The 17,942-nt window shown below is 68.1% G+C and carries 17 protein-coding genes; 13 read left to right on the top strand and 4 right to left on the bottom strand.

Translation table 11 applies throughout. From position 1 onward, the window contains the following. Positions 1-65 precede the first annotated feature (65 nt). From tkt to HUN07_RS12525, 10 genes are all read left to right on the top strand, one after another. Entirely contained in the window at positions 66-2,168 is a 2,103-nt protein-coding gene (gene tkt / locus HUN07_RS12570; protein ID WP_174909996.1) for a transketolase, read from the top strand. Between the two features lie 6 nt (positions 2,169-2,174). Further along, positions 2,175-3,308 (top strand): transaldolase, encoded by a 1,134-nt coding sequence (tal, locus tag HUN07_RS12565; RefSeq protein ID WP_174909994.1) that lies wholly within the window; start codon positions 2,175-2,177, stop codon positions 3,306-3,308. A gap of 4 nt (positions 3,309-3,312) precedes the next feature. Beyond that, positions 3,313-4,854 (top strand): glucose-6-phosphate dehydrogenase, encoded by a 1,542-nt coding sequence (gene zwf, locus HUN07_RS12560; RefSeq protein ID WP_174909992.1) that lies wholly within the window; start codon positions 3,313-3,315, stop codon positions 4,852-4,854. Next, positions 4,851-5,759 carry a glucose-6-phosphate dehydrogenase assembly protein OpcA gene (gene opcA / locus HUN07_RS12555; RefSeq protein ID WP_368077042.1) on the top strand — a complete coding sequence of 303 codons (909 nt, stop codon included), beginning with the start codon at positions 4,851-4,853 and terminating at the stop codon, positions 5,757-5,759. The genes zwf and opcA overlap by 4 nt, the downstream gene beginning before the upstream one ends. After that, positions 5,752-6,510: a 6-phosphogluconolactonase gene (pgl, locus tag HUN07_RS12550; protein WP_174909990.1), complete on the top strand. Its 759-nt coding sequence runs from the start codon at positions 5,752-5,754 to the stop codon at positions 6,508-6,510. The genes opcA and pgl overlap by 8 nt, the downstream gene beginning before the upstream one ends. 299 nt (positions 6,511-6,809) lie before the next feature. Further along, positions 6,810-7,268 carry a DUF6389 family protein gene (locus tag HUN07_RS12545; RefSeq protein WP_174909988.1) on the top strand — a complete coding sequence of 153 codons (459 nt, stop codon included), beginning with the start codon at positions 6,810-6,812 and terminating at the stop codon, positions 7,266-7,268. A 258-nt stretch (positions 7,269-7,526) separates the two neighbouring features. After that, positions 7,527-8,147 (top strand): AIM24 family protein, encoded by a 621-nt coding sequence (locus HUN07_RS12540; RefSeq protein ID WP_114722720.1) that lies wholly within the window; start codon positions 7,527-7,529, stop codon positions 8,145-8,147. A gap of 29 nt (positions 8,148-8,176) precedes the next feature. Continuing rightward, complete coding sequence (locus tag HUN07_RS12535) at positions 8,177-8,860, top strand: AIM24 family protein (RefSeq protein WP_174909986.1); 684 nt, start codon at positions 8,177-8,179, stop codon at positions 8,858-8,860. After that, a complete protein-coding gene (locus HUN07_RS12530) occupies positions 8,857-9,609 on the top strand; it encodes an AIM24 family protein (protein ID WP_114722718.1) in 753 nt (250 codons plus the stop codon). The genes HUN07_RS12535 and HUN07_RS12530 overlap by 4 nt, the downstream gene beginning before the upstream one ends. Before the next feature lie 152 nt (positions 9,610-9,761). Continuing rightward, on the top strand, positions 9,762-11,087 hold the full coding sequence (locus HUN07_RS12525) for a vWA domain-containing protein (RefSeq protein WP_174909984.1): 1,326 nt from the start codon (positions 9,762-9,764) through the stop codon (positions 11,085-11,087). A 24-nt stretch (positions 11,088-11,111) separates the two neighbouring features. On the opposite strand, the gene HUN07_RS12520 is transcribed toward HUN07_RS12525, so the two are convergent. After that, a complete protein-coding gene (locus HUN07_RS12520) occupies positions 11,112-11,984 on the bottom strand; it encodes an alpha/beta fold hydrolase (RefSeq protein WP_174909982.1) in 873 nt (290 codons plus the stop codon). A 106-nt stretch (positions 11,985-12,090) separates the two neighbouring features. Here HUN07_RS12520 and HUN07_RS12515 point away from each other — a divergent pair, with 106 nt between their 5' ends. Next, the gene (locus HUN07_RS12515; RefSeq protein ID WP_114722716.1) at positions 12,091-12,567 is read left to right on the top strand and encodes a MarR family winged helix-turn-helix transcriptional regulator; all 477 of its coding nucleotides are present in this window, start codon (positions 12,091-12,093) and stop codon (positions 12,565-12,567) included. 47 nt (positions 12,568-12,614) lie between these two features. Here HUN07_RS12515 and ppc read toward each other — a convergent pair whose 3' ends face one another. From ppc to secG, 3 genes are read right to left on the bottom strand one after another with little or no spacing between them, the layout of a single operon-like run. Continuing rightward, complete coding sequence (gene ppc, locus HUN07_RS12510) at positions 12,615-15,422, bottom strand: phosphoenolpyruvate carboxylase (protein ID WP_174909980.1); 2,808 nt, start codon at positions 15,420-15,422, stop codon at positions 12,615-12,617. Between the two features lie 55 nt (positions 15,423-15,477). After that, a complete protein-coding gene (locus tag HUN07_RS12505; protein WP_174909978.1) occupies positions 15,478-15,888 on the bottom strand; it encodes a PPOX class F420-dependent oxidoreductase in 411 nt (136 codons plus the stop codon). A 2-nt stretch (positions 15,889-15,890) separates the two neighbouring features. Continuing rightward, on the bottom strand, positions 15,891-16,124 hold the full coding sequence (gene secG / locus HUN07_RS12500) for a preprotein translocase subunit SecG (protein ID WP_114722713.1): 234 nt from the start codon (positions 16,122-16,124) through the stop codon (positions 15,891-15,893). A gap of 422 nt (positions 16,125-16,546) precedes the next feature. Here secG and HUN07_RS12495 point away from each other — a divergent pair, with 422 nt between their 5' ends. Together HUN07_RS12495 and HUN07_RS26945 are read left to right on the top strand one after the other, a co-directional pair. After that, on the top strand, positions 16,547-17,149 hold the full coding sequence (locus tag HUN07_RS12495) for a tyrosine-protein phosphatase (protein WP_254622915.1): 603 nt from the start codon (positions 16,547-16,549) through the stop codon (positions 17,147-17,149). Further along, entirely contained in the window at positions 17,040-17,465 is a 426-nt protein-coding gene (locus HUN07_RS26945; protein ID WP_254622914.1) for a tyrosine-protein phosphatase, read from the top strand. The genes HUN07_RS12495 and HUN07_RS26945 overlap by 110 nt, the downstream gene beginning before the upstream one ends. Positions 17,466-17,942 lie beyond the last annotated feature (477 nt).

The raw sequence follows: 17,942 nt of genomic DNA, 5'->3' as shown, positions 1-17,942 counted from the left end.
GAGGCCCGCTAACGCCCACAGCTCCCTCCGGCTCCACGTACAACCATGTCAGGAGACATCTGCCCGTGTCGATCACAGACGAGATCCGCGTCCTCACGCAACCGGTCCACCCTGCCGATTGGACCGACCTGGACACCAAGGCCGTCGACACCGTCCGAGTCCTCGCCGCGGACGCCGTCCAGAAGGTCGGCAACGGCCACCCGGGCACCGCGATGAGCCTCGCACCTCTCGCCTACACCATGTTCCAGCGGGTGTTGCGCCACGATCCGAAGAACCCGGAATGGGTGGGTCGCGACCGCTTCGTCCTGTCCTGCGGCCACAGCAGCCTGACGCTGTACCTGCAGCTGTACTTGTCGGGTTACGGACTCGAGCTGTCCGACATCGAGGCACTGCGCACGTGGGGCTCGCTGACCCCGGGCCACCCGGAGTACGGCCACACGGTCGGCGTCGAGATGACCACCGGGCCGCTCGGCCAGGGCCTGGCGTCCTCGGTCGGCATGGCGATGGCCGCCCGCCGCGAGCGCGGCCTGTTCGATCCGGACGCCGCGGCCGGCGCCAGCCCGTTCGACCACTACGTCTACGTGATCGCCTCCGACGGTGACATGGAGGAAGGCGTCACGTCGGAGGCGTCGTCGATCGCCGGTGTCCAGCAGTTGGGCAACCTCGTCGTCTTCTACGACGACAACAAGATCTCGATCGAACACGACACCGCGATCGCCCTCGGCGAGGACGTCGCCAAGCGCTACGAGGCGTACGGCTGGCATGTGCAGACCGTCGAGGGCGGCGAGAACGTCTCCGCGATCCTCGACGCTGTCGAGGCCGCCAAGGCGGTCACCGACAAGCCGTCGATCATCCTGCTCCGCACGATCATCGGCTACCCGGCGCCGACCATGATGAACACCGGCGACGTGCACGGTGCCGCTCTGGGCGCCGAAGAGGTCGCCGGCGTCAAGCGGGCCCTCGGATTCGACCCGGAGAAGAGCTTCGACGTCGATCCGGCCGCGCTCGCGCACGCCCGTGAGGTCCTGGATCGAGGCGCCGCGGCACACGCACAGTGGCAGGCCGACTTCGACGCGTGGGCCGCTCGCGAGCCCGAGCGCAAGGCGCTGTTCGACCGCCTCCACGCCGGCGAGTTCCCCGAGGGCTGGACCGACAACCTGCCGACGTGGGACGCGGACGCCAAGGGCGTCGCCACCCGCAAGGCGTCGGGCAAGACCCTCAACGCGCTGGGCCCGATCCTGCCGGAGCTGTGGGGCGGCTCGGCCGACCTCGCCGGCAGCAACAACACCACGATCGACGGTTCCGACTCGTTCGGTCCGACGTCGATCTCCACCAAGGACTGGAACGCGCAGCCCTACGGCCGGACGCTGCACTTCGGCATCCGCGAGCACGCGATGGGCTCGATCCTCAACGGCATCGTGCTGCACGGACCCACCCGCGCCTACGGCGGCACGTTCCTCGTGTTCAGCGACTACATGCGTCCCGCGGTCCGACTGGCGTCGCTGATGAAGACGCCGGCGATCTACGTGTGGACGCACGACTCCATCGGTCTCGGCGAGGACGGCCCCACGCACCAGCCGATCGAGCACCTGGCCGCGCTGCGTGCGATCCCGAACATGTCCGTGATCCGTCCGGGTGACGCGAACGAGACCGCGCAGGCCTGGAAGGCCGCGCTCGAACACAAGACCGGCCCCACCGCCCTGGCCCTGACCCGTCAGGACATCCCGGTCCTCGAGGGCACCCGCGACAAGGCCGCCGAGGGCGTCGCCCGTGGCGCGTACATCCTGGCCGAGGCGTCGACGGGCACCCCCGAGGTGATCCTGCTGGGTACCGGTTCGGAGCTGCAGCTGGCCGTCGCCGCCCGCGAGGTGCTCGAAGCCGACGGCATCGCCACCCGCGTCGTGTCGGTCCCCTGCCTCGACTGGTTCGAGCAGCAGGACCAGGCCTACCGCGACGCGGTGCTGCCGCCGGCGGTGCGGGCCCGCGTCTCCGTCGAGGCCGGTATCGCGATGCCGTGGTACAAGTTCATCGGCAGTGACGGCGAGGCCGTGTCGATCGAGCACTACGGCGCTTCCGCCGACTACAAGACGCTGTTCCGCGAGTTCGGCTTCACGGCCGAGGCGGTCACCGATGCGGCTCGCCGCACCCTCGCACGTGTGAAGGGATGAATCACCATGACTGACACCGCAACCCAGAATGCAAACCTCGCGGCGCTGTCCGCGGCGGGTGTGTCCGTGTGGCTCGACGATCTGTCGCGCACGCGGCTCGAGACCGGCAACCTCGCGGAGCTGATCGCGACCCGCAGCGTCGTCGGCGTCACTACCAACCCGACGATCTTCCAGGGCGCCCTCACCAAGGGCGAGGCGTACGACGCGCAGCTGCGCGAGCTCGCGAAGAACGGCGCCGACGTCGACGAGACCGTCCGCGCGCTCACCACGGACGACGTCCGGGCAGCGTGCGAGGTGCTGGCCCCGCAGGCCGAGGCCTCCGACGGTGTCGACGGCCGGGTGTCGATCGAGGTCGATCCGCGACTGGCACACGAGACCGACGCGACGGTGGCGCAGGCCATCGAACTGTGGAAGCTCGTCGACCGCGACAACCTGCTGATCAAGATCCCGGCCACCAAGGCGGGTCTGCCCGCGATCACCCGGGTGATCGCGGAGGGCATCAGCGTCAACGTCACGCTGATCTTCTCGGTCGAGCGCTACGAGGCCGTCATCGACGCGTACCTCGCGGGCCTCGAGGCCGCGAAGTCCGCCGGACACGATCTGTCGAAGATCCACTCGGTCGCGTCGTTCTTCGTCTCCCGCGTGGACAGCGAGATCGACGGACAGCTCGAGAAGATCAGCTCGGACGCGGCGCTCGCACTGCGCGGCAAGGCCGGTTTGGCCAACGCCCGCCTCGCGTACGCCTCGTACCAGCAGGTGTTCGAGGGCGGGTCGCGCTGGGAGGCGCTGGCCGCCGCCGGCGCCCGCGTGCAGCGTCCGCTGTGGGCCTCGACCGGTGTGAAGAATCCCGACTACTCGGACACGCTGTACGTCACCGAGCTCGTCGCCCCTCACACGGTCAACACGATGCCGGAGAAGACCATGGAAGCGGTCGCCGATCACGGCGTCGTCTCCGGGGACACCATCTCGGGCACCGCCGCGGCGTCGCAGGCCGTCTTCGACCAGCTCGCCGCCGTCGGTATCGACATCCCCGCGGTGTTCGACAAGCTCGAGACGGAGGGCGTGGACAAGTTCGAGGTCTCGTGGAACGAGCTCCTCGACGCGATCTCGGAGCAGCTCACCGCTGCTCGAGAGAGCTGACCCCGTGAGCGGACCCGCGGCGGACGGTTGGACCAACCCACTTCGGGACAGCAGGGACCGGCGACTGCCTCGCATCGCCGGCCCCTGTGGCCTGGTGATCTTCGGTGTCACCGGCGATTTGGCTCGCAAGAAGCTGATGCCCGCGGTCTACGACCTCGCCAACAGAGGCCTCCTGCCGCCCGGGTTCGCTCTGGTCGGGTTCGCCCGGCGTGACTGGGTGGACCAGGATTTCGCCCAGGTCGTGCACGACGCCGTGCGCGAGCACGCCCGCACACCGTTCAGCGAGGACGTGTGGGAGCAGCTCGCGAAGGGCATTCGCTTCGTGCAGGGCAGCTTCGACGACGCCGAGGCCTTCACGAACCTCTCGAACACCCTCGACGCCCTGGACCGTGAACGCGGCACCCGCGGCAATCACGCTTTCTACCTGTCGATTCCGCCCGCCCAGTTCCCCACGGTGTGCGAACAGCTGTCGACGTCGGGTCTGGCCAAGTCCGCCGACGGGCAGTGGCGCCGGGTGGTCATCGAGAAGCCGTTCGGGCACGACCTCGAGAGCGCGCAGGAACTCAATGCGGTGGTGAACAACGTGTTCCCGGAGGACACGGTGTTCCGCATCGATCACTACCTGGGCAAGGAGACGGTCCAGAACATCCTGGCGCTGCGGTTCGCGAACCAGTTGTTCGACCCGATCTGGAACGCGCACTACGTCGACCACGTGCAGATCACGATGGCCGAGGACATCGGTCTCGGGGGGCGCGCCGGGTACTACGACGGTATCGGCGCCGCACGGGACGTCATCCAGAACCACCTGCTGCAGCTGCTGGCGTTCACCGCGATGGAGGAGCCGATCAGCTTCGAACCGTCCGAGCTGCAGGCCGAGAAGATCAAGGTGCTCTCCGCGACCCGCCTCGCCGAGCCCCTCGACGAGACCACCGCACGCGGTCAGTACGCCGGTGGGTGGCAGGGCGGACGCAAGGTCGTCGGCCTCCTCGAGGAGGAGGGATTCGCGAAGGACTCCACCACCGAGACCTACGCGGCGATCACCCTCGAGGTGGACACCCGCCGCTGGGCCGGGGTGCCGTTCTACCTGCGTACGGGAAAACGGCTGGGCCGCAGGGTCACCGAGATCGCCGTCGTGTTCAAGCGGGCCCCGCATCTGCCGTTCGACGCGACCATGACCGAGGACCTCGGCCAGAACGCCCTCGTGATCCGGGTCCAGCCCGACGAGGGCGTCACCATGCGGTTCGGCTCCAAGGTGCCGGGATCGAGCATGGAGGTCCGGGACGTCAACATGGACTTCAGCTATGGACAGGCGTTCACCGAGTCCTCCCCGGAGGCCTACGAGCGGCTGATCCTCGATGTCCTGCTGGGCGAGCCGTCCCTGTTCCCCGTCAACGCCGAGGTCGAGTTGTCGTGGAAGATCCTCGACCCGGTCCTCGAACACTGGGCGAAGCAGGGCAAGCCCGAGCCCTACGAGGCAGGCACGTGGGGTCCGCCGTCGGCGCAGGAAATGATGCGCCGCACCGGTCGTGAATGGAGAAGGCCGTGATCATCGAGCTGCCGGGAACCACCACCGGAGCGATCAACAAGAAGCTCGTCGAGCTCCGCGAGTCCGGCGGCGCCGTCACGTTGGGCCGCGTCCTGACGCTGGTCGTGTGCACCCGGGACAGCAAGAACTCCGAGGACGTCATCGACGCCGCGAACGAGGCCAGCCGGGAGCATCCCTGCCGCGTCATCGTGGTGGCGCGCGGATCCCGCTCGGAGGAGACACATCTCGACGCCGAGATCCGGGTCGGCGGCGACGCCGGCGCCTCCGAGGTCGTGGTGCTGCGGGTGTACGGAGAGCTTGCCGACCACGAGGCGAGTGTCGTCGTCCCGTTCCTGCTGCCCGACACCCCCGTCGTCGCGTGGTGGCCCGAAGACGCCCCCACCGTGCCGGCACTGGATCCGGTGGGTCGCCTGGCGATCCGCCGCATCACCGACGCCACCGGCGCCGAGGACCCGACATCGACGATCAAGAGCCGGCTCGGGTCGTACACCGCCGGGGACACCGACCTGGCGTGGAGCCGGGTCACGTACTGGCGCGCGCTGCTGACCTCCGCCCTCGACCAGCCGCCGCACGAGCGCATCGTCTCGGCGACGGTGTCGGGTCTGGCCACCGAACCGGCCCTCGACGTGCTCGCGGGCTGGCTGGCCGATCGCATCGACGGCCCGGTCCGCCGGCAGACCGGTGATCTGTTCGTCGAGCTGAAGCTCGCGAACGACACCATCTCGATCAGCCGCCCGCAGGCCGAGACGACCGCGACGCTGAGCCGGACCGGTCAGCCCGACGCCCTGGTGGCGCTGGCCCGGCGCGAGACCCGCGACTGCCTCGCCGAGGAACTGCGCCGACTGGACCCGGACGAGATCTACGAGGCCGCCCTGACCGGACTGTCGAAGGTGGAATATGTCTGACGTGCATGCACAGCAGGAGATCCAGCGGTACCCGGACACCGACGCACTGGTGCAGGCTGCGGCCACGCGGTTCGTCGACGCCGTCGTCGCGGCGCAGCGCGAGCGCGGGTCGGCATCGGTGGTCCTCACCGGAGGCGGCACCGGCATCGCACTGCTCGAGCACGTCCGCAAGAACCCGGGTGCGATCGACTGGTCGGCGCTCGACGTGTTCTTCGGCGACGAACGCTTCCTGCCCTCGGGTGATCCCGAGCGCAACGAGGTGCAGGCACACCAGGCCCTGCTCGACCACGTCCCGGTCGACCAGTCCCGGGTGCACGTGGTGGAGGCATCGGACGGCGCGTACAACAGCGATCCGGTCACCGCGGCGGCCGCGTACGCCGAGGTGCTCGATGCGTTCGGGTCCGATCGCACCGGCCCGTTGTTCGACATCCACCTGCTGGGTATGGGCGGTGAGGGACATATCAATTCGCTGTTCCCCCACACCGATGCGGTCCGCGAGAGTAAGCAGCTGGTCGTCGCCGTCACCGACTCCCCCAAGCCGCCGGCGGTCCGCGTGACGCTCACGCTGCCGGCGCTGCAGTCGGCGCGCGAGGTGTGGCTCATCGTCTCGGGCGAGGCGAAGGCCGACGCGGTCGCCGCCGCGATCGGAGGCGCATCCGCCGAGGAGATCCCGGCCGCGGGTGCTCGGGGGATCGAGAAGACCGTGTGGCTGCTCGACGAGACCGCGGCGGGCGCACTGCCCCGCGCCTGACCTCGACGTCCGTCATTCCGGCTGGTCGTCGACGGGCCGGACCGACTGCGGAGGTTCACCGGTGTCGGCCACGATCGGTCGGGGCCGACATCCGGTCGACAGCAGTCCACCGCTGCGCGGCCCGGCCGACGCGCGCAATGTCGGCCGCCGATACGTGGCTCCCCTCGGGCACCGATCCATTCGCCCACTCCCTCCGCCGCCGTTCCCCTTTTTCGAATCCGTTCGTTCTGTAGGACGCGACGAATCATCGAACGGTTCCCTCGCCGCCGCCGGCCGGGTCCCGGCGCTACTATTCCGTCGTGAACCGCACCGAGTACCTGTCGGAACTGGCGACCGTCCTCGGCCGCTACACGGAGACTGCCGCGCAGCGGATTTCGGAGATTCTCGACGCCTGCCCCACCGAGGCGACCGCCCTGTGGTTCGACGTGTTCCCCGATCAGGACGGGGAGGGAACCTTCGATGTGTGGGCGCGATTCGACGGCCCGGACGCCTTCGTGCTGAACCGGCCGATCGACGACCACCGCCACCTGTTCGGGGTGGTCCACACCGAGGACGGACTCGACCCCGACGTTCCGCTCTGGCCCACCCGCAACACGCCCTTCTGCATCCAGGACGCGGTGGTCGACGCCGCCGCGACCTGGCTCACGACGTTGTGGTCCCGGGTCGGTGAGGGTCGCTCGAGGGTGCCCTGGCACATCGAGGGCGACGACGGCTACGGAACCATCACCCCGCTGCTGTTCACCCCGCCGACCGGGTAGGGACCGCGGCGGACGGGGCCCTGCACCCCAGAGCGTGTCTCCTGAAGAGAGACGGTCGGATCGGAGCACCTGGCTGCGACTCCTCGCCGAACAGGAGACGAACCCCAGCCCCCGTGAGCAACTCGGTTGGCCCGCAATGATCAACTTGGGTCGCCCAGTTCCCGAGGCGGTCGAGTTCACCTCCAGGCCCCCGTGATTCACTCTGTACCGAGATGTCGCCGGCGAAGGGCTGCCGGTCGAACGTATGGGGAGACGAACATGCAGTTGGTGCAGCGATCCAAGAGGATCCTCGAGGCGCACCTGACCGGCGACACTATCCGCGCACTGAGCGGATCGATGATCGCCTACGACGGCAAGGTCACGTTCAAGTCCGCCGGATTCGGTGGCGGCGACGGGGTGCTCGCAGCGCTGAAACAACGCACCACCGGCGAGGGTTTGTCGCTGATGGAGTGCACCGGCACCGGCACCGTCTATCTCGCGCACGACGCCGCAGATCTCACCCTCATCGAAATGGCGGGCGAGACGCTGCAGGTCGAATCCGAACAGTTACTGGCACTGACCGGGAACCTACGCACCGCCGTGTCATTCACCGGACTGCGCGGAGCGATGAGCGGCCAGGGCCTGTTCACCACCACGGTCACCGGCACCGGCCAGGTCGCATTGATGTCCCACGGCGGTCCTCTCGTCCACCTCGAGGTGGCCCCGCAGCACCCACTGGTCGTCGACCCCGATGCGTTCGTGTGCGCTCGCGGTCAACTCACCCAGTCGTTCGTCACCGATGCGTCCTGGCGGACCGCGGTGGGCCAGGGCAACGGTGAGGCGTTCTCCCTGAAGTGGGACGGCACAGGCGTGGTGTCGATCCAACCGGCCGAACGCTGATCCGTCACAGCGGAGACAGGGAGCAACGGATGTTCACACAGGTCAACGACAGAGTTGTCACCGTGGATCTGGGCCGGACAGGGCCCGTGGTGGCGCGCCGCGGCGCGATGCTGTTCTACACCGGGCAGGTGCAGTTCACCCCGCACCACGTCCCAGGTCTCGGGGGCGGTGGCGGGCTCGGGGCCATGGCCGGCCGAATGCTCCACGGCGAGCACGAGGCGACGATGCTCGCGCAGGGAACCGGCTCCGTGCACTACGGGTTCCGCGGAATCGAAACCCACATCGTCGACGTTTCGGCCGCGGGGCAACTGCGAGTCGAAGCCTCCCGTCTGCTGGCCTACACGAGCGGGTTGCAGGTCTCGGTCGTCTCCGCAGCCGCCCCGTCCAGTGGTGGGGGCGGCGGATTGCGGGGGACGCTGCGTGGCGCCGCCGCAGGAGTGGCCACCGGGCAAGGCATGTCGACCACACAGCTCTCCGGGCACGGTTTCGCGGTGGTCCTCGGTCACGGCGGATTTCTGGAACTCCAGGTCACCCCCGATCGGCCGGTGATGGTCGATCCGCAGGCCTACGTCGCAGCCCTCGGGTCGGTGACGACGACATTGAAGTCCGGAATGAGCTGGCGCAACGTCGCCCGCAGCGGCGGGGAGAACATACAACTCGAGTGCACCGGTCACGGTGTGGTGTTGGTCCAGGCATCGGAGGAGAAACTGTGAGCACGGTCTGGAATCCGGCGACGCTGCCCGGCAACGACAACATCCCAGGCAACCACTACACGTTCACCGTGGATCTGCAGCACCCGTGGTTCATGTCCAAGGGCGCGATGATCGCCTACTACGGGCAGATGACGTTCACCTCGCTCCAGCACGGTTTGCAGGGCCACATGCTGCAGATGGTCGCCCAGCAGTTCTCCGCTCCCCTGCACCTGCACGACTTCGTCGTCGCCGACGGACAGGGCAAGCTGATCCTCGGCGACCGCGGCTACGACATCAACTCCTACGACCTCGATGACGGCAACCTGACCATTCGAGCCGCGAACCTTCTGGCGTTCGAGCCCGCCCTGGCGCTCAACCAATCGATCGTTCCGGGCTTTGTGACGCTGATCGGCACCGGCAAGTTCCTCGCGTCATCGAACGGGCCGGTCATGTTCGTCGAGCCACCGGTGCGGGTGGACCCGGAAGCGCTTGTCGGGTGGGCGGACTGCCCGTCGCCGAGCCACCACTTCGACCAAGCGTGGGTGACCGGGTTCGTGCAGGCCGCCGCGCGCCGCGTCGGCGTGCAGTCGGGCGAGGAACGGCAATACGACTTCACCGGCGCCGGCACCGTGTTGGTGCAGTCCAGCGAGAAGGTCATCAACGATCAGTCGCTGGTTCGTAGCATCCTCGGCATGCTGCCGGGGGTCTCCTCGCCAGGACTGCATCAGATCAACCAGGAGATCAGCAGCCAGCTGGGAAGCCAGCATTGACGACATCGGTGATCGGTGTCGGGATTCGGCACGAGCCGCATGGTGCCCGAGCGGTGGGGTCATATGCTTCGCGGCGTTGAGCCAGTCACGCAACAGCATCCGCCAGAGGGTCCGCCCGGGCTCCGCCTCCTGCCGAAAGGACTGACCGACCCGTGACCGCCCTGACCCGAGGCGCCAATACCAGCGTCGCCACCACTGCCACCACGATCGGAGTGACCGGAACCTCTCCCGGCAGCGTCGACCTGTTCGTGTTCCAACTCGACGAGCGTCGCAAGGTCCGCAGCGACGAGGACCTGGTGTTCTTCAACAACCCGACCTCCCCGGAGGGGGCAGTCACCCTCGTGGCCCAGGGGCAGGTGCGACTCGATCTCGCGGCGATCCCCGCGGGAATCGAGCGGATCGCGATAGCGGTGTCGGTCGACGAAACCGTAACCGGCCCACTGTCGGCGGTGCCCGCGCTGGCGGTTGCCGTGACCCAACCTGGCGGCACGACCGTCACCGCGGCTGCGGAGGGACTGACCACCGAGCGCTCCGCGGTGCTGCTCGAGGTGTACCGCCGGAACGGGGCATGGAAGGTTCGCAACGTCTCCGCCGGCTGGAACGACGGCCTGGTCGCATTGGTCACCGAGCACGGCGTCGCCGTTGACGACACACCGGCACAACCCACCACCTCCACCTCCGTACCTGCTGTCACGGCTACCGCGCCGACCCCACCTGCGGGGGTGGCGACGGTGGACGCAGACGGGGTTCGCACGGTTCCGGCTGAGGCGAAGCTGTCGCTGGAGAAGCGACAGAAGCTGGACCTGCGCAAGAAGGAGGTCGCGAAGGTCCTGCTCGCCAACGGCGCCCGAGACTACGTCGGTCGGGTGATCCTCGTGATCGACAAGACCGGATCGATGAGCCGGCGCTACTCTGACGGCGAGGTGCAGGAGACTGTGCGCCGCATGGTCCCGGTGGCCACGCAGCTCGACGCCGACGGACAGCTCGAGGCATACCTGTACGGCGTCAATTTCGCCAAGCTCCCCGACGTGACAGTCGACCGCGCCGACCAGTGGATCGACGAGTACATCCATCTGCAAGGGGTACACGGCGGTATCGACTACGACAACGAGATCGGTGGCTTCAACGACGAGATCCCCATCATGACTGAGGTTCTCGCCGGCTTGGACGAGAACACCACCGTACCGACGCTGATCCTGTTCTTCACCGATGGCGGATTCAGCAAACGCTCTGCCATCGAAAAGCTGATGCGCCGGGCCTCATCTCGGCCGGCGTTCTGGCAGTTCATCGGGATCGGCCGAAGCAGCTTCGGTGTGCTCGAGAAGCTCGACACAATGTCCGGTCGGAAAGTCGACAATGCGGGATTCTTCTCCGTGAACAAAGTCGACGCGCTCTCCGATGCGGAGCTGTACCGACTCCTGTTGTCGGAGTATCCAGATTGGCTGCGCGCCGCCCGCGCCGCGCACATCTTGCGCTGACACCGGGCCGCAGAGAGACACGCACTAGCCGATCGCGGTCCGCAGCGCCGCGCCCAGTTCCGGCGATGAGCTCATCGGCAGCGTGTAGTGGGACTCACCGGGAATGACGCGAATTGTGGCCCGCGGCATCGAGCTCCGCGCCCGCTCACCGATCCGCGCCGCGTCGTGTACCCGGCTGCGCTCCGCCAGCACGACGGTCACCTCGGCTCGGAGTTCCTGGAGATCCTGTGGCCAGGGTCGCCGCGGCACCACCGGGCGGTGTGCCGGGAACCGTTCGGCGCCGAACGCGACCAGGTCGAGCCAGTCGGCGTCCACCGTGGCGCCGGCCGATTCCCATCCGATCAGGCGTCGTTGGCGATCACCGGTCGGGCGAACGAGCAGCGGGACTGCACGGGCGAGGTACTGCGGACTCATCCCCGCGAAGCACGAGTTGGGATCCAGCAGTACGAGCCTGTCCAACCCGTCGGGTCGCCGCACGGCATGCGCGAGGGCGACCATCGCGCCGTACGAATGACCCACGACGCCATACGTTTCCAGCTCGAGACCGTGAACGACCGCCGATATCCAGTCCATCAGATCGTCCCGGCTCCGCAGCGGTTCGGTGACCACCCCGAGCCCGACGTCGCCGGGGAGATCGACCGCGAACACCCGGTGGTCCCCGCAGAGCTCCGCGGCCACGGCGAACCACACGGTGGAGGTGGCTCGGCCACTGGGCAAGAGGATCACGGGCGGCGCGTCCTCGGGCCCACAGACGTTGACGCGTGTGGTGCCGAACCCGGTGCCGACATCGACACGCTCCACCGGTCCCGGCCACCGTCCGAGCACCCGGTCGTACCGCCGCTCGAACTCGCGCCCGCTCTCCGTCGACGCGAAATGGACTGCATCACTTCGGTTCATCTGCCCACCCCTGGTCGAATCCTCGACACTCGACATTTATCTCGATCATCGAGATACTAGGCAGACGAGGCAACTGGCGTCCAGACCCAGCCGGAAAGAGGCAGCAATGCACGACGACGAACTCGACCCCCGAATCCGGGGCCACGCAACGGTGCATCAACTGCGGGCACTGACCGTGGAACTCAACCTCTTCGGCGCCGAGTTCGCCAGGAGCCACCACCTCCACACCACCGACCTGCGCGCGCTGATCACCCTCCTCGACGCGGCCCGCGCGGGCCATCCCGCGACACCGGGATGGCTGGGGCAGCAGCTGGGCATCAGTTCCGCCTCCACGACCGCCCTGATCGACCGGCTCGAGAAGCAGGGACTCCTGTGCCGTTCGCGCGACACCGCCGATCGCCGTCGGGTCGTCGTCGAGGTCACATCCCACGCCGTGGACCTGGGCACGTCGTTCTTCGGGCCCCTCATCGACCGCGCGGTGGTGGCAATCGAATCCTTCTCGCCACGCGAGCGGGAGACGATCGGAGCATTCCTCGAGAAGATGCACGCCGTGGCGGCGGGCGTACGCGCCGAACAACTCTGACGCGCTGGCGCGCCACCCCGTCGCATCCGGTGGCGATCGCGGTCGGATCAGCCGCTGTTCCGCAGCGCGGTCGCAAGACCGTTCATCGTCAACTGGATGCCGCGCCGGACGCCGTCGGAGTCGTCGCCGGCGCGGTAGCGGCGCAGCAACTCCACCTGCAGATGGTTGAGCGGCTCGAGGTACGGGAATCGATTGTGCACGGAGCGGTCGAGAGCCGGGTTGTCCCACAGCAGATTGTCGTGCCCGGTGATCGACGTGTACATCGCGATCGTGCGGGCATGCTCGGCGGCGATCTTGCCGAACACCTCGTCCCGCAACGCGACGTCCGGCACCAGTTCCGCGTAGCGCGCCGCGAGGCCCATGTCGGACTTCGCCATGACCTGCGCCATGTTCGACAGCACGGTACGGAAGAACGGCCACCGCTCGTACAGGTCGGTCAATGTCTTCAGTCGCTGCTCATCGCCGCCCACCCACTGCTCGAAGGCCGTTCCGGTGCCGTACCACCCGGGCAGCATCACCCGCGATTGGCTCCAGGACAGCACCCACGGGATGGCGCGCAGGTCGGAGATCGACGCGGTCGGCTTGCGGGATGCGGGCCGGCTGCCGATGTTGAGGGCACCGATCTCCGCGACCGGCGTCGACGCCTTGAAGTACTCCACGAAGCCGGGGGTGTCGTGCACGAGGTCCGCGTACGCGACGCGCGCCAGCTCGGCCAGTTCGTCGAGGATCTCGTACGCGGGTGCCGCGTCGTCGCCGAGTCCCTCGACGTCGAGCAGGGTCGATTCGAGGGTGGCCGCGACGAGCGCCTCGAGATTGCGGCGGGCGAGCCGCGGCTCGGCGTACTTGGCCGCGATCACCTCACCCTGTTCGGTGATCCGCAGCGACCCCTGCACCGCGCCCGGCGGCTGCGCGAGGATCGCATCGTAGCTCGGTCCGCCGCCGCGGCCCACGGTGCCGCCGCGACCGTGGAAGAGCCGCAACCGAATTCCTGTCTTCCGCGCCGCCTGCACCAACTCGAGCTCGGCCCGGTACAGCGCCCAGTTCGCGGCGAGATATCCGCCGTCCTTGTTCGAGTCGGAGTATCCGAGCATCACTTCCTGGCTGTCGCCGCGGTTCGCGACCAGAGCCCGGTAGATCGGCACCTCGAGCGTTCGGGTGAGGGTCGCGGCGCCGTGCCGCAGGTCCTCGATGGTCTCGAACAGCGGCACGATCCCCACCGGGCACCAAGGTCCGTCGTCGCCGTCCGGGTCGAACAACCCCACCTCGGCGAGCAGGATCGCGGCCTCGAGCATGTCGCTCACCGAGTCGCACATGCTGATGATGTAGTTCGGGATCGCGTCCGGTCCGATCCGCTCGACGGCCTCGGCGGCGGCCCGCAGGATGCCCAACTCCTTCGTGGTCAGCTCGCTGAACTCGGCGTGCGGACCCGACAGCGGCCGACGGGTCGCGAGTTCCCGGGACAGCAGCGCTATCCGCTCGTCCTCCGACAGCGACCGGTAGTCCGAGTGCACCCCCGACCACGCCAGCAACTCGGCGACCACCGACTCGTGGACCTCCGAGTTCTGCCGCATGTCCAGACCGCACAGGTGGAAGCCGTAGACCTCCACCGAGTTCCGCAGCTGCGCCAGACGGTCGTCGGCGACGGTGTCGTCGCCGTGCGATCGCAGCGACGTGTCGATGACATCGAGGTCCGCCAGCAGCTCGGCCGGGCTGTCGTATCCCGGCAGGTCCGTCGAGGCCGCTCGGACGCGGTGAACGGCGGGATGGCCGAGGATCCGGTCCGCGGTGACCGTCAGGCGTGCACGCAGACCACGGACGGCGCGCCGGTAGGGCTCGTCCGCGCGGAACGCCGACTCGTCACCGGACTCGTCCGCGAGCCGGTCCAACTCGGCGGTCACCGTGACCAGCCGCGCCGACATCGACAGCTCCCGTTCCAGTACCTCGAGCTCCTCGAGGTGATGTTCGAGCGCGGTCTCGGCCGCACGGTGAGTCGCCCGGCCGACGACTTCGGCTGTGACGAACGGATTCCCGTCCCGATCGCCGCCGATCCACGACCCCGGCCGCAGCATCGGTTCCGCGAGTAGAGTCGAGCCCGGCCACCGGGCCCGCAGACCGTCCCGGAGGTCAGCGTTGATCTGTGGGACCACCTCGAACAGTGAGGCATCGTAGTAGCGCAGGCCCACCTCGATCTCGTCCTGGATCCGCAATCGGGACAGGCGGATCAGCGCCGTCTGCCACAGGGTGAGAATCTGGCGGCGCAGCTGGAGACCGATCGCGGCCGCCTCGTCGACGTCCCCGGCAACCCACTCCCGCATCCGCATCAATTCCATGATGCGGTTCTGGGTCTCGAAGATCGTCCGCCGGCGCGTCTCGGTGGGGTGCGCGGTGATCACCGGCGCCACGAGCGCACCGACCAACGCGGCGCTCGCGGTGGCCGGGTCGAGGGTCGCCGCATCGAGTTTCGCGTAGGTGGCCGCCAGGCTGCTGTCCTGTGGAGGTTCGCCGGCCCGGACGTGGATCGCGCGCCGCCGCTCGCGGTGAATGTCCTCGGCGACGTTGGCAAGCAGCGCGAAATGGCTGAAGGCTCGGATCACCGGGATGGCGTCCGCGGTGTCGATCTGCTCGAACATCTCCGCGAGTTCCGCCCGGTCGATCTCCGAACGCCGGACCCGGAACGACTCGACCCGCGCCCGCTCGACCAGCGCGAAGATCTCGTCACCGGACTGCTCCCGGACGATCTCCCCCAGGATGCCCCCGAGCAGGCGGATGTCCTCTCGGAGCGGTTCGGTGGCAGCACGCGGAGCCGACGAAGGCGGAGCGGAGGACGCTGGCGATGAATCGGGGATCCCGGTCATCACCTGATTATCGACCGATGACCGGACACCCGCACGGCAACCGTCCGACCGGGCGTCAGCCCTTCCAGATCACCTTCGACGGCTTCAACCGCACGATCACCCGCGGGGTGTCCGGTGTGTCGTGCTCCCAACGCGCGGCCCCGGTGTACTTGCGGGCCAGCTTGTGGATCAGCGACCCACCCGGGTCGTCGGTGATCGTGGCGGTACCGCGGATCTCGACGTAGCGGTACGGCCCGCCAGCCGGATAGATCAGCACCGTCGCACGCGGGTCACGCTGGAGATTGTCGGTCTTGCGGCGGCCACGGACGGTCGAGATGAGCACCTCGTCGCCGTCCCGCTCCAACCACACGACGGACAGCTGCGGCTGGCCTCCGGGCTCGACGGTCGCGAGTGTCGCGAATTCGGGCGCGTCGATCAGGGCCGCGGCAGCATCGGGGATGGAGGTGGAGCTGCGGTACCCCGCCATCGTCAGCTGAACTTGATCTCGAGCCCGATGCCGAGGATCGCGATCAGCCAGATCGCCGCGGTGAAGACGGTCAGTCGGTCGAGGTTCTTCTCGACGACGCTCGAGCCGGCGAGGCTGGACTGGACACCGCCACCGAAGAGACTGGACAGACCGCCGCCCTTGCCGCGATGCAGAAGGATCAGCAGGATCAGCAGCAAGCTGGTGATGACCAGCAGGATGTCCAGGAACAGTGCCATTTCGGTATTCGCTGCCCTTCACGCACGACGGATTTCGGCCACTAGCGCGCTCAGCTTACCTGTTACCTGGGCGATCGAGCGCAAACCCGCCACAGTGGCCGGGAGACGGAACCTGACGATCGGGACGCGCCGATCGTTCGTTTGTCGTTACCGTCCGTATCTGTTATGCAGATCACACCGCACCGCCCATGCACCCCACCGCGGGATCGCCTCACCGGCCTACCGGAAGGCTCACTCGCGACGTTCGGGTCGCTCGGTAACCTGCCGACGCGCTTCCCGTGCGCAATTCGCTCGCGCGGGAAGCGGTTCCGAGCGACCGTCACCACAATCCTCCCGTATAGTGAGACAGCTCACTTTCGTGGCACAACGTGCCGCATTACCTTCCGAGCAGTCAGTCACCCCCATGCGAGGAAGGCCTCACCATGACGCACCGCTCCACAGCTCTGCGCCACACCACCCGGACCGCAGTGGCACTCGCGGTATCAGGCTCGTTCCTGTTCGCCGGCACTGCCGCGGCAGGGGCCACCGGTTCCCTCGACCTGTCGTCCTTCGGATCCTCCGCACTCGGCTCGAGCGCACCGACCATCGTCGAGGCGCCCCGGTTGGCGACTGTCGACAACTTCCGGGACGTCGCCGGCCCCGGCTACAAGACTCCACTCGGCCACATGCGCACCGGCGTCTTCTACCGTGCCAACGCGCTCACCCCGAACGACGCCGACCTCGCGACGCTCGAATCGCTGAAGCTGACCGCGGTGTACGACGTCCGCACCGAGGAAGAGGTGGCCCACAAGCCCGACCGCACCGTCGCCGGCACCACCTACGTGCACATCCCGATCCTGTCCGGCGATCTCGAGGCCGGCGTCGCCAAGCTGAAGACCCCTGAGGACTCGCGGAACTTCATGCGGGACGCGGGACATGAATCGTGCATTTGTCAACGATCCCGCGGCGCGCGCGGGGTTCACGAAACTGCTCACCGATCTGGCCGAGACCCCCGGCTCGCAGGTGTTCCACTGCACCGCCGGTAAGGACCGGACGGGCTGGGCGTCCATGTTGCTGCAGAGCATCGCCGGGGTGCCGCACGAGACGATCATGAGCGACTACCTGCTCACGAACGAGTACACCGTCGCATCCATGGCCAGGTCCCGGGCCGGCATCGTCGCCAGCCAGGGTGAAGCAGTCGCCCAGGTCTACGACCCGCTGCTCGGCGTCGACGCCAGCTACCTGCAGGCCGGCCTGGACGAGCTGACCGCGAAGTACGGCACCGTGCAGAACTACCTGCGCACCGGTCTCGGCCTCTCGTCGGTGACCATCGGCAAGCTCGCCGTCAAACTGCTCGGCTGACGCACACCTGTGAACGCGGCTGGGCGCGCGACGGATTCACCGTCCGCGCCCGGCAGCGCCCGGTAGCGCCTGGCGCACCACTGACTGAGACCACTCGCAGTGCAGGCGTTCGTCGATACCTTCCAGTCGGACGACACCGACGCGGAAGGAATCATCTCAGTGACGAACCCTGTGCACCGCAAGCGTTTCCGACGTGGCCGAACGACGGCCGCACTGACCGTGACGGGCTACTGCTCCTCGCCGGATCGGCCGTCGCCGACGCCTCGTCACCGAGCTCGCTCGGTTCATCGGATCCGGGATCCGGCGTTGCCGGGCAGGCCGAGACGCCACGCCTTACGTCGGTGCACAACTTCCGTGACATCGCGGGAAACGGAGTCGGGTACACCGGCCTCGGCGGGCTGTCCAACGAGTACTCGGCCGCGACGATCCAGGCCACTCTCGACCAGATCACCGCAGTCAAAGGGGTCCGAGGCGGCC

This window comes from Rhodococcus sp. W8901, from assembly GCF_013348805.1.
In the GTDB taxonomy this organism is placed as follows: Bacteria; Actinomycetota; Actinomycetes; order Mycobacteriales; family Mycobacteriaceae; genus Prescottella.
This window is presented reverse-complemented; position numbering and strand designations above follow the sequence as displayed.

What these genes read in the sequence shown, in the direction of transcription:
- tal (WP_174909994.1), top strand. Translation starts at nt 2,175, where the DNA reads ATGACTGACACCGCAACCCAGAATGCAAACCTCGCGGCGCTGTCCGCG.
- pgl (WP_174909990.1), top strand. Translation starts at nt 5,752, where the DNA reads ATGTCTGACGTGCATGCACAGCAGGAGATCCAGCGGTACCCGGACACC.
- HUN07_RS12540 (WP_114722720.1), top strand. Translation starts at nt 7,527, where the DNA reads ATGCAGTTGGTGCAGCGATCCAAGAGGATCCTCGAGGCGCACCTGACC.
- HUN07_RS12535 (WP_174909986.1), top strand. Translation starts at nt 8,177, where the DNA reads ATGTTCACACAGGTCAACGACAGAGTTGTCACCGTGGATCTGGGCCGG.
- HUN07_RS12520 (WP_174909982.1), bottom strand. Translation starts at nt 11,984, where the DNA reads ATGAACCGAAGTGATGCAGTCCATTTCGCGTCGACGGAGAGCGGGCGC.
- HUN07_RS12515 (WP_114722716.1), top strand. Translation starts at nt 12,091, where the DNA reads ATGCACGACGACGAACTCGACCCCCGAATCCGGGGCCACGCAACGGTG.
- ppc (WP_174909980.1), bottom strand. Translation starts at nt 15,422, where the DNA reads ATGACCGGGATCCCCGATTCATCGCCAGCGTCCTCCGCTCCGCCTTCG.
- HUN07_RS12505 (WP_174909978.1), bottom strand. Translation starts at nt 15,888, where the DNA reads ATGGCGGGGTACCGCAGCTCCACCTCCATCCCCGATGCTGCCGCGGCC.
- secG (WP_114722713.1), bottom strand. Translation starts at nt 16,124, where the DNA reads ATGGCACTGTTCCTGGACATCCTGCTGGTCATCACCAGCTTGCTGCTG.
- HUN07_RS12495 (WP_254622915.1), top strand. Translation starts at nt 16,547, where the DNA reads ATGACGCACCGCTCCACAGCTCTGCGCCACACCACCCGGACCGCAGTG.
- HUN07_RS26945 (WP_254622914.1), top strand. Translation starts at nt 17,040, where the DNA reads ATGAATCGTGCATTTGTCAACGATCCCGCGGCGCGCGCGGGGTTCACG.